We start from the raw sequence: 16,834 nt of genomic DNA on the forward strand, positions 1-16,834 counted from the left end.
CAGCAATAGGGCTTCACGCCCCAAAGTGGCCAATCGGACATGCGGTCGTCGGGGTGCGGGTGCCGGTGGCAGACGGAAGGCCCGCGCCGACCGCCGGATGGACGGGGCGCGGGCCTTCCGGGGTCGTCAGGACCCCTCAGCCCTTGAGCCGGGCGAGGGCGGCCCTGAGGTTGGTGAGGTCCGTCTGCTGGGTGTTCTTCATGGTCCGGGCGGTACGCACCACGTCGGACTCGTCGCTCACGTCGAGGATGCCGTCGATCATGTGGACGCCGCCGGTGTGATGGTCGATCATCAGTTCCAGGAACAGGACATCCAGCTCCCGGCCCTGGGCGGCGCGCAGCCTCGCCAGTTCCTCCGGGGTGGCCATCCCCGGCATCAGCCCGTCGCGAACCGCCGCCTCGCCGTCCGGCATCCACGCCATCCGGGGCTGCGACCCGGTCGGGTCGAGGCCCCAGGAGCGCAGCCACGTCTGCATGGTGCCGATCTCGCCCTGCTGGCCGGTGGCGATGTCGCCGCCGATGCTGACCACCTCGGGGTCGGTGCCCTGCCGGAACGCGATCAGCCCCATCTCCACCGCCTGGGCGTGGTGGCTGGTCATGTCCCGGGCGAAGCCCGCCTCCGCCGAGGCGTCACCCGGGCGGGTGAGCTTCGGCGTGAGCAGGCCGCCCGCGTACCCGAGGAGGAGGCCGACCACGACGGCGGCGGCGACCACCAGGACGCCGAACCGGCCCCCGGCCGGCCGGCCGGCGTCGTCCACCGGGCCGCCCGCCAGGTCGCGGTTCGTCGTCGCGGGTGCGGTCATCGGGTTTCCGTCCTCGCTGTCCGGATCACTGGGTGGGCATCTGGTTGCCGTCACGCGGCGTGGTGCCGGTGGCGGTGATGCCCTGGGCGCAGTTGGCGGTCGGACCCTCGATCGAGGCGTTCACCCGCAGCGTCTTGATGAAATCGTCGAGCCGGCTGTCGTCGGCCTTGTCGACCTTGAGCTGGTATCCCCAGGTCTGGAGGGAGATCGGCTTGTCCTGGCCCTCGTACGGGCTGAGCATCATCTTTTCCTTGCCCGCGACCTTGTCCTTGAGCTTCGCCACCTGGTCGGCGGGCAGGTCGGGGCGGTAGGTGATCCACACCGCGCCGTGCTCAAGGCTGTGCACCGCGTGCTCGTTGGCGATCGGCGCGTCGTAGACGTCGCCCATGCAGTTCTGCCAGGACGCGTTGTGCGGGCCGGCCACCGGCGGGGACTGCGCGTACTTGAGTGAGCCCTGCTGGTGGTTGCTGCCCTTCACCAGCTCCGGGTCCTTGTCGCGGAAGTTGACGATGCCGCTGATGTCGTCGGCCCGCTTCTCCCACGACTTCGAGCCCTCGAACGAGGCCCATGCGCCGTAGCCGATGATCGACACGGCGAGCACGCCGACCGCGACGAACAGCGCGATCGGCCCCCAGGACCGGCCCTGGCTGACCTTCACCGGGGCGATCGGCTTGCGGGGGCCCTTGCCTTTGCCTCCCGCCATGGGGCGTGGGCTGTCGCCCGTCGACTTGCCGGCCCCGGGCTTGGCGCCGGACGCGGGCCGGCCCGCCGCCGGCTTCTTGCCGGTGGTGACCACGGTCGGACGGCGCTCTGGGCCGCCCGGGGTGCTGATGCTCATCGTGCCTCGTCAGGTCGGTCGGTCAGGGTGGGTGGCGGGCCGGATATCACGCGCAGGGTCGCCGCCGAGTGCCCGAGTCTACCCCCGATAACATGGTTCGGTGACTCCCGCAGAACTCGCCGCCGCCGTCCTCTCCGCAGCCCACGCCGTCCTCGCCGACCGAGGCCTGGACCGCGCGGCGCTTCCGGAGCGCACCGTCGTCGAGCGACCGCGCAATCCCGAGCACGGCGACTACGCCTCGACGCTCGCCCTCCAACTGAGCAAGAAGGTGGGCGTGCCCCCGCGGGAACTGGCCGCCGAGCTGGCCGAGCAGCTCGGCCGGACCCCCGGGGTCAAGTCGGTGGAGATCGCCGGACCGGGCTTCCTCAACATCCGGCTCGACGCGGCCGCCGCCGGTCAGCTCGCCCGGTCGATCGTCGAGGCCGGCCCGGCGTACGGGCGCAGCGACGCCCTGACGGGGCAGCGGCTCAACCTGGAGTTCGTCTCGGCCAACCCGACCGGCCCGGTGCACATCGGCGGGGTCCGCTGGGCCGCCGTCGGTGATGCGCTCAGCCGGCTGCTGCGCGCCACCGGCGCCGACGTCGGCACGGAGTACTACTTCAACGACGCCGGCTCCCAGATCGACCGGTTCGCCCGGTCCCTGCTCGCCGTCGCGAAGGGCGAGCCCGCCCCGGAGGACGGCTACGGCGGCTCGTACATCGCGGAGATCGTCACCGAGGTGCGCACCCGCCGGCCCGACGTGCTGACCCTGGACGACGCCGCCGCCCAGGAGGTGTTCCGGGTCGAGGGCGTGCAGCTCATGTTCACCGAGATCAAGTCCTCCCTGCGGGACTTCGGGGTGGAGTTCGACACCTACTTCAACGAGAAGGACCTGCACGACCGGGGCGAGCTGGACCAGGCCCTGGTCCGGCTGCGCGAGCAGGGTCACGTCTTCGAGACCGACGGGGCCGTCTGGCTGCGCACCACGGACTTCGGCGACGACAAGGACCGGGTGCTGCGCAAGTCCAACGGCGAGTGGACGTACTTCGCCGCCGACTGCGCGTACTACCTGGACAAGCGCGAGCGCGGCTTCGACCGCATCGTGATCATGCTGGGCGCCGACCACCACGGCTACATCGGCCGGATGAAGGCGATGGCCGCCTGCTTCGGCGACGACCCGGACACCAACCTGGAGATCCTGATCGGCCAGCTCGTCAACCTGGTCCGCGACGGCGCGCCGGTGCGGATGAGCAAGCGTGCCGGCACCGTGGTCAACCTGGAGGACCTGGTCGACGCGATCGGCATCGACGCCTCCCGGTACGCGCTGGCCCGCTACTCCAGCGACTCGCCGATCGACATCGACGTGGAGCTGTGGACCCGGGCCACCCGGGACAACCCGGTCTACTACGTGCAGTACGTGGCGGCCCGCACGGCCAGCGTGGGCCGCAACGCCGCCGAGGTGGGGCTGACCCGGGGCGACGCCGACGCGTTCCGCCCCGAGCTGCTCGGCCACGACAAGGAGAACGAGCTGCTCAAGGCGCTCGCCGAGTTCCCCGCCGTGGTCGCCTCGGCCGCCGAGCTGCGCGAGCCGCACCGGGTGGCCCGGTACCTGGAAGGGCTCGCCGGGGCGTACCACCGGTTCTACGACAACTGCCGGATCCTGCCGCGCGGCGACGAGGAGATCACCGACCTGCACCGGGCCCGGCTCTGGCTCAACGACGCCACCCGCACGGTCATCGCCAACGGCCTGTACCTGCTCGGCGTCTCCGCCCCGGAGAGGATGTGACATGCGAGCGCGAGGAGTGAGCTTGCGAGCCCCACAGTCGCGAAGCGGAGAGCGCTGATGCGGGCTCACGAGGCCGGTGCGCTGCACGGCGACATCGGCAACCGGGGGCCGGCCTGGCTGCGTACCCCGGTCGACGTCAACGCCCTGGTGCCGCAGCTCTGGCCGCGCACCGCGACCCGGGCCGCCGACGGCGCGCTCGCCGTCGGTGGGCTCGGCGTCCGCGAGATCGCGGCCGAGTTCGGCACCCCGGTGTACGTCCTCGACGAGGACGATCTGCGCTCGCGCTGCCGGGACTTCCGGGCCGCCTTCGCCGACGCCGACGTCTACTACGCGGGCAAGGCGTTCCTCTGCCGGGCCGTGGTGCGGATGATCGCCGAGGAGGGCCTGCACCTCGACGTCTGCACCGGCGGCGAGCTGGCCACCGCGCTGTCCGCCGGGATGCCCCCGCAGCGGATCGGCTTCCACGGCAACAACAAGTCCGTGGCCGAGCTGACCCGGGCCCTGGACGCGGGCGTGGGGCGGATCGTCCTCGACTCGTTCACCGAGATCGACCGGCTCACCGCGCTGGCCCGGGAGCGCGGGGTACGCCCCGGCGTGCTGATCCGGGTCACCGTCGGCGTGGAGGCGCACACCCACGAGTTCATCGCCACCGCCCACGAGGACCAGAAGTTCGGCTTCTCCCTCGCGGGCGGGGCCGCCGCCGCGGCCGCGTTCAAGGTCCTCGACGAGGACGTGCTCGACCTGCGTGGCCTGCACTCGCACATCGGCTCGCAGATCTTCGACGCCAACGGCTTCGAGGTCTCCGCCCGGCGGGTGCTCGCCCTCCAGGCGCAGATCCGTGACGCCCGGGGGGTCGAGCTGCCCGAGCTGGACCTGGGCGGCGGCTTCGGCATCGCGTACACCACCCAGGACGACCCGTCCGCCCCGCAGGAGTTGGCCAAGCGGCTTCGGAAGATCGTCGACGGCGAGTGCGCGGCCGAGCGGCTGGCCGTGCCGCACCTGTCCATCGAGCCGGGCCGGGCGATCGTCGGCCCCGCCGTGTTCACGCTCTACGAGGTCGGCACGGTCAAGGACGTCGACGGGATCCGGACGTACGTGAGCGTGGACGGGGGGATGAGCGACAACATCCGCACGGCCCTCTACGACGCGTCGTACTCGGCCACGCTGGCCTCCCGGGCCTCGACCGCGCAGCCGCTGCTCGCCCGCGTGGTGGGAAAGCATTGTGAGTCCGGGGACATCGTGGTGAAGGATGAATTCCTGCCCGCCGACGTGCAGCCGGGAGATCTTGTCGCGGTGCCCGGCACGGGCGCCTACTGCCGGAGCATGGCCAGCAACTACAACCACGTGCCCCGGCCCCCGGTGGTCGCGGTGCGCGACGGCCGGGCCCGCCTGATCGTCCGGCGGGAGACGGAAGAGGACCTGCTCGCATTGGATGTCGGATGACCTCACCTGTTCGCTTGGCGCTGCTCGGCTGCGGAACGGTCGGCAGCGAGGTGGTACGGCTGCTGCACGAGCAGTCGGCCGACCTCGCCGCCCGGATCGGGGCGCCCCTGGAGATCGTCGGGATCGCCGTCCGCCGGATCGGCCGGGACCGCGGCGGCCTGCCGGTCGACGAGGCGCTGTTCACCACCGACGCGCTCGGCCTGATCAAGCGGGACGACGTCGACGTGGTGGTCGAGGTGGTCGGCGGGATCGAGCCGGCGCGGGGCTGGCTGGTAGAGGCGCTGCGGGCCGGCAAGAGCGTGGTCACCGCCAACAAGGCGCTGCTCGCCGAGGACGGCGCGGCGCTGCACGACGCGGCGGCCGAGGGCAGGGCGGACCTCTACTACGAGGCGTCGGTGGCCGGGGCGATCCCGCTGCTGCGCCCGCTGCGCGACTCGCTGCACGGCGACCGGGTCAACCGGGTCACCGGCATCGTCAACGGCACCACCAACTTCATCCTCTCCGCGATGGACGCCACCGGGGCCGGCTTCGCCGAGGCGCTGGAGGAGGCCACCGAGCTGGGCTACGCGGAGGCCGACCCGACGGCCGACGTGGAGGGCTTCGACGCGGCGGCCAAGGCGGCCATCCTCGCCTCGCTGGCGTTCCACACCCGGATCACCGCCGCGGACGTGCACCGCGAGGGGATCACCGAGGTCACCGCCGCCGACGTGGCCAGCGCCAAGGCGATGGGCTGCACGATCAAGCTGTTGTGCATCGCCGCCCGGGGCCGGGACGCCACCGGGGCCGAGGCGGTCAGCGTCCGGGTGCACCCCGCGATGATCCCGCTGACCCACCCGCTGGCCAGCGTCGGCGACGCGTTCAACGCCGTCTTCGTCGAGGCCGAGGCGGCCGGGCAGCTCATGTTCTACGGCCGGGGCGCGGGCGGCGCGCCGACGGCCAGCGCCGTGCTCGGCGACGTGGTGGCGGTGGCCCGCAACCGGCTGGCCGGGGTGCGCGCGGCCAGCGAGTCCGCGTACGCCGACCTTGCGGTGCGGCCGATGGGGGAGGCGCTGACCCGCTACCACATCAGCCTCGACGTGGCCGACCGTCCCGGCGTGCTGGCCTCCGTGGCCGGGGTGTTCGCCCGGCACGACGTGTCCATCGCCACCGTCCGGCAGGGCTCGACGGGCGGCGGACGTCCCGGCTCCGGCGACGACGCCGAGCTGGTCATCGTCACCCACGTGGCGCCGGACGCCGCGCTCGCCGCCACCGTGGGGGAACTGCGCGGGCTGGACATCGTCCGGTCGGTGACGAGCGTGCTACGGGTCGAGGGCGAGGACTGAGGAGCCCGAGCCGGGTTCGCGTCTCGCCTGGTGGTTATGCGCGGGTGCGGCAGGAACGGGTCGGGGAAACTGGGCCACGCTGGGGGTTGCCCCCGGCGTGGCGGGGCGGTCAGAGGCGAGGAGAGCGACATGTGGCGGGGTCTGATCGAGACGTACCGGGACCGGCTGCCGGTCACCGACGCCACCCCCGTCGTCACCCTGCACGAGGGGAACACCCCGCTGTTGCCCGCGCCGGTGCTCTCCGCCCGGCTCGGCTGTGACGTCCACCTCAAGGTCGAGGGGGCCAACCCGACCGGCTCGTTCAAGGACCGGGGGATGACGCTCGCGGTCTCCAAGGCCGTGGAGCACGGCGACAAGGCGATCATCTGCGCCTCGACCGGCAACACCAGCGCGTCCGCCGCCGCGTACGCGGCCCGTGCCGGGATCACCTGCGCCGTGCTGGTGCCGCAGGGCAAGATCGCCCTCGGCAAGCTGGCGCAGGCGCTGGTGCACGGCGCGAAGCTGCTCCAGGTCCACGGCAACTTCGACGACTGTCTCGCGCTGGCCGCCAAGCTCGCCCAGGACTACCCGGTCGCGCTGGTCAACTCGGTCAACCCCGACCGGCTGCAGGGGCAGAAGACCGCCGCGTTCGAGATCGTCGAGGCGCTCGGCGACGCCCCCGACATCCACTGCCTGCCGGTCGGCAACGCCGGCAACATCTCCGCGTACTGGATGGGGTACTCGGAGGACCTGCGGGACGGCAACGCCACGAAGGCCCCGAAGATGTACGGCTTCCAGGCCGCCGGGGCGGCGCCGATCGTCAGCGGCCAGGTGGTGCACGAGCCGTCCACGATCGCCACCGCCATCCGGATCGGCAACCCGGCGAGCTGGACCAAGGCCATCGACGCCCGGGACGCCTCCGGAGGGCTGATCGCCGCCGTCTCCGACCGGGAGATCCTGGCCGCGTACCGGCTGCTCGCCCGCGAGGTCGGGGTCTTCGTCGAGCTGGGCAGCGCGGCCAGCGTCGCCGGGCTGCTCCAGCAGGCCGCCGCCGGCATGGTCCCGGCCGGCGCCACGGTCGTCTGCACGGTCACCGGCCACGGCCTCAAGGACCCGGAGTGGGCGATCTCCACCGCTCCCGCCCCGGTCACCATCGCCAACGACCCGCTCGCCGCAGCGCGGTCCCTCGATCTGGCCTGACGCCCGGCGAAGCTCCCCAGGCCACCCGGGGCGGGCTCGCCGGGCGACGCCCCCGCGCCGGAAGAGGGATCCGGTGCGGCAGACTCTCCCTCACCGAGCTGTTCCACCCTCTTCCTCAGGAGTGAGCCACGCCGATGTCGTTGCTTGCCAGATTCAGCCTCGCCAACCGGGGGCTGGTCGCCCTCATCGCGGTGGTCACGACGATGTTCGGCCTGTTCGCCGTGCCGTCGTTGAAACAGCAACTCCTGCCTTCGCTGGAGTTCCCCGGTGCCTTCGTCGTGGCGGTCTACCCCGGCGCCGGGCCCGAGATCGTCGAGTCCCAGGTCACCGAGCCGATCGAGAACAGCCTCCAGGGCATCCCCGGGCTGGAGGGGGTCACCTCGACGTCCCGCGAGGGCTCCGCCACCGTCCAGGTGCAGTTCGCGTTCGGCACCGACCTGGACGGCGTGGTCAACAAGATGCAGACCGCGCTGAGCCGGATCGACGCCCAGCTCCCCGAGGGCGTCGACCCGCAGGTCCTCACGGGCAGCACCGACGACCTCCCGGCCGTGGTGATCGCCGCGGCCGGCGGCGGTGACGAGCGGGCGCTCGCCGACAAGCTGCGCGACACCGTGGTGCCGGAGTTGGAGTCGATCGAGGGGGTCCGCACGGTCACCGTGACCGGCACCCGCGACCAGGTCGTGACCGTCACCCCGGACCCGGTCAAGCTGGCCGCCGCGAAGCTCTCGCCGGCCGCGATCGGCACGGCCCTGAAGACCAACGGCGTCGCGGTGCCGGCCGGCGCGGTCTCCGACGGCTCGCGGTCGCTCACCGTCCAGGTGGGTACGCCGGTCCGCTCCGTCGACGACCTCAAGGGCATCGTGCTGGCCCCGACCGCGCCGAAGGCGGCCCCGGTCCGGCTCGGCGACGTGGCGGCCGTGGAGCAGCAGCTCGCACCGGCCACCTCGCTCACCCGCACCAACGGTCGGGACAGCCTCGGCATCGCGGTCACCGCGTCGCCGGACGGCAACGCCGTCGAGATCTCCCACGAGATCCGGGACCGGCTCGCCGACCTGCGTTCGGCCTCCGGCACGGACCTGACCGTCATGTTCGACCAGGCGCCGTTCGTGGAGAAGTCCATCGAGAGCCTCACCACCGAGGGCCTGCTCGGCCTGGTCATGGCGGTCGTGGTCATCCTGGTCTTCCTGCTGTCGGTGCGTTCCACCGTCGTCACGGCGGTCTCCATCCCGCTGTCGGTGCTGGTGGCGCTGATCGCGCTCTGGATCGGCGACTACTCGCTCAACCTGCTCACCCTCGGCGCGTTGACCATCGCCGTCGGGCGGGTGGTGGACGACTCGATCGTGGTGTTGGAGAACATCAAACGACATCTGGAGTACGGCGAGCCGAAGCGGGAGGCGATCCTCACGGCGGTCCGCGAGGTGGCCGGCGCGGTTACCGCGTCGACGCTGACCACGGTGGCCGTCTTCGCCCCGATCGCGCTGGTCGGCGGCTTCGTGGGGCAGCTCTTCGCGCCCTTCGCGATCACCGTGACGGTGGCCCTGCTCGCCTCGCTGCTGGTCTCGCTGACGGTGATCCCGGTGCTGGCGTACTGGTTCCTGAAGCCGAAGCGGGGCGGAACGGACGACGCCGCACGCCGCGCGGCCGAGGAGAAGGAGCTGCGCAGCCCGTTGCAGCGGACGTACCTGCCCGTGATCGGGTTCGCCACCCGGAGCCGGGGCACCCGCTGGATCACCCTGGGCCTGGGCCTGCTGGTGCTGCTCGGCACCTTCGGCCTGTCCAGCGCGCTCAAGACCAACTTCCTGGACGACTCCGGCCAGGACACCCTGACCATCAGCCAGCAGTTGCCGGCCGGCGCCGGCCTGGCGGCCACCGACGCGGCGGCCCGCCGGGTCGAGGCGGTGCTGGAGCGCACCGACGGCGTCGAGACGTACCAGGTCAGCGCCGGCGGCAGCGACCAGCCCTGGGCGGGCGGCGGGGGCAACAACGCCGCCACCTTCTCGGTGGCGCTGGACGGCGACACCGACGCGGCCGAGGTGAAGCGGACGCTGCGCCGGGAGTTCGATGCCCTCGGCGCCGAAGCGGGCGAGCTGAGCTTCGGCGGGGCCCAGGGGGCGACCAACCAGCTGGCGGTCGTCGTCCAGGCGGCCGACCCGGAGGTGCTGGCCCGGGCGGCCGAGCAGGCGCGGGCGGCGATGGCCGACACGGCCGACGTCGAGGACGTCTCCACCACCCTGGCCGAGCGGGTGCCGCGGGTGGACGTGACCGTCGACCGGCTGGCCGCGGCCCGGGTCGGGCTCAGCGAGGCGGCCGTCGGCCAGCTCGTGGCTCAGGTGTACCGAGGCGTCCCGCTGGGACAGGTGACCCTCGACGGCGGGCAGCAGGACGTGGTGCTGCGCGGCGGCGGTAAGCCGCCGACGACCGTGGAGGAGCTGCGCGCCCTCCTGGTCGGCCCGGTGAAGCTGGACGACATCGCCGACGTCACCCAGGCCGAGGGGCCGCAGCAGGTGACCCGGATCGACGGCGAGCGCAGCGTCACGGTCACCGGCACGGCGACCGGCGCGAACCTCGGCGCGACCAGCAAGGAGTTGCAGAAGAAGCTGGACGCGATCGACGTGCCCGGGGCGAGCGTCAGCATCGGCGGCGTCAGCGCCGACCAGGAGGAGGCGTTCGCCGACCTGGGGCTGGCCGTGCTGGCCGCCATCGCGATCGTCTTCCTGATCATGGTGGCGACGTTCCGCAGCCTCACCCAGGCGCTGATCCTGCTGATCTCGATTCCGTTCGCGGCGACCGGGGCGATCGGCCTGCTGCTGGCCACGGGCACCCCGCTGGGCGTGCCGGCGCTGATCGGCGTGCTGATGCTCGTCGGCATCGTGGTGACGAACGCGATCGTGCTGCTGGACCTGATCAACCAGTACCGGTCGCAGGGCATGGGGGTCCGGGAGGCGGTGGTCGAGGGCGGCCGGCGCCGGCTGCGTCCGATCCTGATGACCGCGGTCGCGACGATCTTCGCCCTGCTGCCGATGGCGTTCGGGCTGACCGGGGAGGGCGGCTTCATCTCCAAGCCGCTGGCGGTCGTGGTGATCGGCGGCCTGCTCAGTTCCACCCTGCTCACCCTGATCCTGGTCCCGACGCTGTACACGATGGTGGAGAACACCAAGGAGTCGCTGCGGGCCCGCCGTCGGCGGCGTACCGGCGGGTCGGCGCCGGAGTCCGGCGCGCCCGGGGCGGGTGACACCCCGGTGACCGAGCCGGTGCCGGCGGGTGCGCCGTCCGATGCGCCCCGGGCCCGGCCCGCGCCGTCGGCGGCGCTGGTGGACGGCACCGACCAGTTCGAGGTGCTGCGGCTGCCGCGGAGCCGGCAGTCGCCGTTGCCCCCGACCGAGTAGCCGGTCGCAGCCACAATGCGCCCCCGCCGGGTTCGCCCGGCGGGGGCGCGTCGCGTACGGTCGCCACAGGGTTCGTCGTGCATCCGACCGGATGCCGTGAATTCATTTGTCACATACTGACGGTGTCGAGGTCGCCCCCGGGTGGGCGGCCGTTGGCGAGCGGAGCGGTCCATGGCGGACGGCGGTGGCCGGTGGGAGCGGCGGACCGTGCTGCGCCGCGCCGGCCTGCTCGCCGGGGGCGCGGCGCTGGGCGCCGGGGCCACGGCCCAGAGCACCTGGATCGCCGACCGGCGCCTGCCCCTGGCCGGCGGCCCGGCCAGCACCACCCTCGGCAGCGACCACCAGCAGGTCGGCGACGGCGAGGTGTCGGTCGTCTGGGCGGCCCGGACCGAGCAGCCGCTGGTGGCGCTCACGTTCGACGACGGCCCTCGGCCGCACTGGACGCCGATGGTGCTGGACACCCTCGACCGGTACGCCGTGCCGGCCACGTTCTTCCTGGTCGGGCAGCGGGCCCGGCGGCACGCCGATATCCTGCGAGATCGACTCGACCGGCACGAGGTGGGCAACCACAGCTGGGCGCACCACGACCTGGCCCGGCACGACGCCGCCGAGGTCCACGAGGACCTGCGCCGGTCGCACGACGCGATCACCGCGGCGGCCGGGGTCGCCCCCCGACTGCTCCGCCCGCCGTACGGGCACCTCGGCGGCGCGGTGCTGCATGCCGCCGCCCGACTGGACTACCGGGTCGTGCTGTGGTCGTTGCAGATGGTCGAGCGGCAGTACCCGGACGATCCGGCCGGCCACGCCCGGCGGATCGTGGCGGGGGTGCGGCCCGGCACCATCCTGCTCGCCCACGACGTCGGGGACCCCCGCCGGCTGGTCGCGCTGCGCGGCCTGCCTGATCTGATCACCGGCCTGCGGGACCGCGGTTTCACCTTCGTCACCGTCTCCGAGCTGCTGCGCCGGGCGAGCCCGCCGCGCGTAGCCGGGTAGGGTTCCGGTCCGTGTCGCCCACCGCCTCGGTCCTGGTCCGCAACCGGAACTTCCGCAATCTCTTCCTGGCCGAGCTGGTCGTCTTCGGCGCCGACTGGTTCGTCATGGTGCCGCTGCTCGTGCTGCTGCCGACGCTGACCGGCAGCGGTGTCTGGGGCGCGCTCGTGCTGGCCGTGGACACCGGCGTGGTGGCGCTGCTGCTGCCGTACACCGGGACGATCGCCGACCGGTTCGACCGCAAGAAGATCATGATGGCGGCCAACGTGGCGTCGCTGTTCGGCGTGCTGCTGCTGCTCGGCGTCCGCAGCGCGGACACGGCGTGGCTGGCGATGGCGGGGATCGCCGTGGTGGCGGTGGCGAAGGCGTTCTACTCCCCGGCCGCCCAGGCCGCCCTGCCCAACGTCCTCGACCCGGAGGAGCTGGCCGCCGGCAACGCGGTCGCCGGCTCCGCCTGGGGCACCATGACCGTCGTCGGCGCCTCGCTGGGCGGCGTGCTCAGTGCCGCCGCAGGCCCGTACGTCTGCTTCTGGGTGGCCGCGGTCGGCCTGACGCTGGCGGCGGGGCTGGCGGCGCTGATCCGCCGTCCGTTGCAGGTCCCCCGGGACGCCGCCGTGCCCGCCCAGCGCACCTGGGCGGCGATCCGGGAGGCGCTGGCCTACATCGGTCACCGCCCCCGGGTCCTCGGGCTGGTCACCGTGAAGTCCGCGGTGGGCCTGGGCAACGGCGTGCTCACCGTCTTCCCGCTGCTCGCCGGCGTGTACGGGGTGGGTGCGATCGGCACCGGCCTGCTCTTCGCGGTGCGCGGCGCCGGCGCGCTGGTCGGTCCGATCCTGATGCGCCGGGTGCTGACCAACCGGGCCTGGCTGCTGCCCGGCCTGGCCCTGTCGATGTCCCTCTACGGCCTGGCCTACGTGGGCACCTCGGTGGTCGACTGGTTCCCGCTGGTGCTGGGGCTGGTCTTCGTGGCGCACTTCGCCGGTGGGAGCAACTGGGTGATGTCGAACTTCGCCCTTCAGGGCGAGGTGCCGGACCGGCTGCGCGGCCGGGTCTTCGCCACCGACATGATGCTGGCGACGCTCGCCGTCTCGGTCAGCCAGCTAGTGGTGGCCGGAGTTATCGACATCGTGGACGAGCGGGTGGTGCTGGCCGGCTGCGGCCTGGTCACGCTGGTCTACGCGGTCGGCTGGCGGATCGCCACCCGGCGGCTCTCGCTGACCGACCCGGTGGCCGAGCCCGTACCGGCCCGCTGACCGCCCGGCGGGGCAGTGGGGTCACGCGCCGCCGGTCGGCCGCCGGCCCGTCAGGGCCGCGGCGATCACCAGGCCCAGCCCGGCGGGGTGGAGCAGGGCGAGCACCAGGCTGACGCCGGTGTTGAGCCGGGCCACCGTGACGCCGGACAGCGAGGCGCCCCCGGACGTGTAGAGCCGGGGCAGGACGAGCAGCCAGGCGAGGCTGACCAGCGTCCCGACCAGCAGCACCACCACGCCCGACACCAGCATCAGCCGGGATGGCCGGCCGAGCCGGTCGCGGGAGACCACTGCCAGCGTCAGGCCGGCCGCCAGCACCAGCAGGGTCGGGAGCTGCGTGGCCACCTGGGTGGCCGAGTAGGTCAGGAACTCCATGCCAAACTCACTCCCGCCCGGTGATCGTCCCGGCCAGGCTAGCGGAGGCGGACGAATCCCACGGGCCGGGCGGACCGCCGCCGGACCGCCCCGGCGGCCTAGCATGAGCGCGTGCCGACGACATTCGTGTCCGGGCCGGTCAAGGTCCGGGTCCCCGCCACCAGCGCCAACCTCGGTCCGGGGTTCGACGCGCTGGGGCTGGCGCTCGGCCTGCACGACGACGTGGCCGCCGAGGTGGTGCCCGACGGCGTCCGGGTGACGGTGACCGGGCAGGGCGCGGGTGAGCTGCCCGACGGCGACGCGCACCTCGTCGCCCGGGCGATGCGGGCCACCTTCGACGCGCTGGGCGGACAGCCGTCGGGTTTCGCCGTGGAATGCGTCAACCGGATCCCGCAGGCCCGCGGCCTGGGATCCTCGTCGGCCGCCATCGTGGCCGGCGTGCAGCTCGCCCGGGCGCTGGTCGTCGACGGCGACACCCGGCTGGACGACGCGGGCGCGCTGCGGTTGGCGGCGGAGATCGAGGGACATCCGGACAATGTCGCTCCCTGTCTGCTCGGCGGCTTCACGATCGCCTGGACGGAGCCGTCCGGCGCCCGCGCGGTCTCGCTGGCCGTCGACGACCGGGTCCGGCCGACGGTCTTCGTGCCCGAGGAACGCGGCCTGACCGCCGTGGCCCGGGCCGCGCTGCCCGGCACCGTCCCGCATGCCGACGCCGCGCTCACCGCAGGTCGGGCCGCGCTGCTGGTGCACGCCCTGACCGCCGAGCCGGCCCTGCTGTTGCCCGCCACGGTCGACCGGCTGCACCAGGACTACCGCGCCGAGGGGATGCCCGGCACGTCTGCCCTGGTCGGCGCGCTGCGTGCGGCCGGTGTGGCTGCCGTGGTCAGTGGGGCCGGGCCGACGGTGCTGGCGCTGAGCGAGCCTGGCCCGGGCTTTTCCGTGGGAACAGGTTGGCGGACTCTGCGGTTGGCTATAGATGTGCACGGAGCACGGGTCGCACGGGGTAGACTTGGACACGCCGAGCGGGACCCTGTTGCCGCAGGTCGGAAGAGTTGATTACGCTCTAGACTTAGCACAGCCGCGAAGCATGCGATCTTCCTGCGGGTCGGCGCACCCCCGAAGCTCTCGGCGGTCAGCCCGTCACTTCTGCTTAAGGCCCACGCCGCACCGCAGTTTCCGCAGGTCGCCGCAGACGGCGAGACCTGCTCACCGATGTTGGTGAGCCGGGAAACCCGACCCGGCTGCTGTGTCACAGTCTCCCGCGACGCGTCATGCGAGGCGGGTGCACCGAGGCCGCCCGGCCACCTGCTTGTCGACTCCGGGCAGTCCCGGCCTATCGAGGGAAGGAATCCATTGAGCGACACCACCGACGTGACGTCGGATGTTTCCAACGTCGCTGGCGATGCCGCCGCTGCCGCCCCCGTCCGCCGTCGGCGTAGCGGAACCGGCCTGTCGGCGATGCTGCTGCCGGAGCTGCAGAGCCTGGCCGCGTCGCTCGGCATCTCCGGCACGGCTCGCATGCGCAAGGGCGAGCTGATCAGCGCGATCACCGAGCGGCAGGGCGGCGCCGCTGCCGGGACCCCTCGACCGCGGGCCGAGGTCGCAGCCGCTGCCCCCGCCCGTGAGGAGGTGCACGTGGAGGTCTCCCAGACCCCGTCCGGCGCCGACCAGAACCGGGCCCAGGAGCCGGCCGTTGCCGCGCCGGCCGAGGGCCGGACCAGGGCCCGGCGCAGCCGGGCCGCCACTGCCGAGTCCCGGGCCCCCAAGGCCGAGACCCGGCCGGTGGAGGCCCAGCCGGCTGAGGCCCGGCAGGTAGAGCCGCGCGCCGAGGAGCCGCCGGCCGTGACCGTGACCGAACCCGCCGAGCGCGGCGAGGGCCGCCGGGAGCGCGGCGAGGGCCGGGGCGGCCGGGACCAGGCCGACCGGACTGAGCGCGCTGACCGGACCGAGCGTGCTGACCGGACTGACCGGACTGACCGGACCGAGCGTGCCGACCGGACCGAGCGTGCCGATCGGACCGAGCGGACCGAGCGGACCGAGCGCGGTGAGCGTGCCGACCGGACCGACCGGACCGACCGGACCGAGCGTGCCGACCGGACCGACCGGACCGACCGGACCGAGCGCGGTGAGCGCAACGACCGGAGCGACCGGAACGACCGGAACGACCGGAACGACCGGGGTCCGCGTGCCGACAACGACGACGACGACGAGGCGGGTGGCCGGCGGGGCCGGCGCAGTCGCTTCCGGGACCGTCGTCGGGGCCGCGGCGAGCGTGGTGAGGACGGTGGCGGTCCTGGCGGTGGCGGTCCTGGCGGTGGCGGCGGTGGCCGCGAGCCGCAGGTGAACGAGGACGACGTCCTCGTTCCGGTCGCCGGCATCATCGACGTGCTCGACAACTACGCCTTCGTCCGGACCACCGGCTACCTGGCCGGCCCGAACGACGTGTACGTCTCGATGTCCCAGATCAAGAAGTACGGCCTGCGGCGCGGTGACGCGATCACCGGTGCGGTACGTGCGGCGCGGGACGGTGACCAGCGGCGGGACAAGTACAACCCGCTGATGCGGCTGGACACCATCAACGGGATGGAGCCGGACGAGGCGAAGCGTCGGCCGGAGTTCTACAAGCTCACTCCGCTGTATCCGCAGGAGCGCCTGCGGTTGGAGACCGAGCCGCACATCCTGACGACCCGGGTCATCGACCTGGTCATGCCGATCGGCAAGGGCCAGCGGGCACTCATCCAGTCGCCGCCCAAGGCGGGTAAGACGATGGTGCTCCAGGCGATCGCGAACGCGATCACGCACAACAACCCGGAATGCCACCTGATGGTGGTGCTGGTGGACGAGCGGCCCGAAGAGGTCACCGACATGCAGCGGTCGATCAAGGGCGAGGTCGTCGCGGCCACGTTCGACCGTCCGCCGCAGGACCACACGACGGTGGCGGAGCTGGCGATCGAGCGGGCGAAGCGCCTGGTCGAGCTCGGGCACGACGTCGTCGTGCTGCTCGACTCGGTGACCCGGCTCGGTCGGTCGTACAACCTGGCGGCGCCGGCCAGCGGCCGGATCATGTCGGGTGGTATCGACTCCACCGCGCTCTACCCGCCGAAGCGCTTCCTCGGTGCGGCCCGCAACATCGAGAACGGCGGCTCGCTGACCATCATCGCCACGGCGCTGGTGGAGACCGGGTCCATGGCGGACACGGTCATCTTCGAGGAGTTCAAGGGCACCGGCAACGCGGAGCTGAAGCTGGACCGGAAGATCGCCGACAAGCGCACCTTCCCGGCCATCGACATCAACCCGTCCGGTACCCGTAAGGAGGAGGTCCTGCTCGCACCCGAGGAGCTGGCCATCCTCCACAAGCTCCGCAAGGTCCTGCACTCGCTGGACTCGCAGGCGGCGATGGACCTGCTGCTCGACAAGCTCAAGCAGACCCGCACCAACATCGAGTTCCTGATGCAGATCGCGAAGTCCACACCGGGGGATTGAC

The 16,834-nt window shown here is 72.8% G+C and carries 12 protein-coding genes; 9 read left to right on the top strand and 3 right to left on the bottom strand.

Annotated features, from left to right (window positions below):
- Window positions 1–136: 136 nt before the first annotated feature.
- Entirely contained in the window at window positions 137–802 is a 666-nt protein-coding gene (locus ACH4T9_RS09105; RefSeq protein ID WP_396670092.1) for a DUF305 domain-containing protein, read from the bottom strand.
- 25 nt (window positions 803–827) lie between these two features.
- Window positions 828–1,640 (bottom strand): DUF3105 domain-containing protein, encoded by an 813-nt coding sequence (locus tag ACH4T9_RS09110; RefSeq protein WP_396670091.1) that lies wholly within the window; start codon window positions 1,638–1,640, stop codon window positions 828–830.
- 100 nt (window positions 1,641–1,740) lie between these two features.
- Here ACH4T9_RS09110 and argS point away from each other — a divergent pair, with 100 nt between their 5' ends.
- The 7 genes from argS to ACH4T9_RS09145 all read left to right on the top strand — a co-directional run bounded on the left by argS (window position 1,741) and on the right by ACH4T9_RS09145 (window position 12,978).
- Entirely contained in the window at window positions 1,741–3,405 is a 1,665-nt protein-coding gene (argS, locus tag ACH4T9_RS09115) for an arginine--tRNA ligase (protein ID WP_396670090.1), read from the top strand.
- A 57-nt stretch (window positions 3,406–3,462) separates the two neighbouring features.
- Window positions 3,463–4,848 (top strand): diaminopimelate decarboxylase, encoded by a 1,386-nt coding sequence (lysA, locus tag ACH4T9_RS09120; protein WP_396670089.1) that lies wholly within the window; start codon window positions 3,463–3,465, stop codon window positions 4,846–4,848.
- The gene (locus ACH4T9_RS09125; RefSeq protein ID WP_396670088.1) at window positions 4,845–6,170 is read left to right on the top strand and encodes a homoserine dehydrogenase; all 1,326 of its coding nucleotides are present in this window, start codon (window positions 4,845–4,847) and stop codon (window positions 6,168–6,170) included. Before lysA ends, ACH4T9_RS09125 begins: the two co-directional genes overlap by 4 nt.
- A 129-nt stretch (window positions 6,171–6,299) precedes the next feature.
- Window positions 6,300–7,349 carry a threonine synthase gene (gene thrC, locus ACH4T9_RS09130; protein WP_396670087.1) on the top strand — a complete coding sequence of 350 codons (1,050 nt, stop codon included), beginning with the start codon at window positions 6,300–6,302 and terminating at the stop codon, window positions 7,347–7,349.
- Between the two features lie 134 nt (window positions 7,350–7,483).
- Window positions 7,484–10,735 carry an efflux RND transporter permease subunit gene (locus ACH4T9_RS09135; RefSeq protein WP_396670086.1) on the top strand — a complete coding sequence of 1,084 codons (3,252 nt, stop codon included), beginning with the start codon at window positions 7,484–7,486 and terminating at the stop codon, window positions 10,733–10,735.
- Window positions 10,736–10,906: 171 nt separating this feature from the next.
- Window positions 10,907–11,728 carry a polysaccharide deacetylase family protein gene (locus ACH4T9_RS09140; RefSeq protein ID WP_396670085.1) on the top strand — a complete coding sequence of 274 codons (822 nt, stop codon included), beginning with the start codon at window positions 10,907–10,909 and terminating at the stop codon, window positions 11,726–11,728.
- Window positions 11,729–11,739: 11 nt separating this feature from the next.
- Complete coding sequence (locus ACH4T9_RS09145) at window positions 11,740–12,978, top strand: MFS transporter (protein ID WP_396670084.1); 1,239 nt, start codon at window positions 11,740–11,742, stop codon at window positions 12,976–12,978.
- A gap of 21 nt (window positions 12,979–12,999) precedes the next feature.
- On the opposite strand, the gene ACH4T9_RS09150 is transcribed toward ACH4T9_RS09145, so the two are convergent.
- Entirely contained in the window at window positions 13,000–13,350 is a 351-nt protein-coding gene (locus tag ACH4T9_RS09150) for a hypothetical protein (RefSeq protein ID WP_396670083.1), read from the bottom strand.
- A 111-nt stretch (window positions 13,351–13,461) separates the two neighbouring features.
- Between ACH4T9_RS09150 and thrB the strand changes: the two genes are divergently transcribed.
- Window positions 13,462–14,406 carry a homoserine kinase gene (gene thrB, locus ACH4T9_RS09155; protein ID WP_396670082.1) on the top strand — a complete coding sequence of 315 codons (945 nt, stop codon included), beginning with the start codon at window positions 13,462–13,464 and terminating at the stop codon, window positions 14,404–14,406.
- A 297-nt stretch (window positions 14,407–14,703) separates the two neighbouring features.
- Window positions 14,704–16,833 (top strand): transcription termination factor Rho, encoded by a 2,130-nt coding sequence (gene rho / locus ACH4T9_RS09160; RefSeq protein WP_396670081.1) that lies wholly within the window; start codon window positions 14,704–14,706, stop codon window positions 16,831–16,833.
- Window position 16,834 lies beyond the last annotated feature (1 nt).

The sequence above is a fragment of the Micromonospora sp. NPDC020750 genome (genome assembly GCF_044334565.1).
Lineage (GTDB): Bacteria > Actinomycetota > Actinomycetes > Mycobacteriales > Micromonosporaceae > Micromonospora.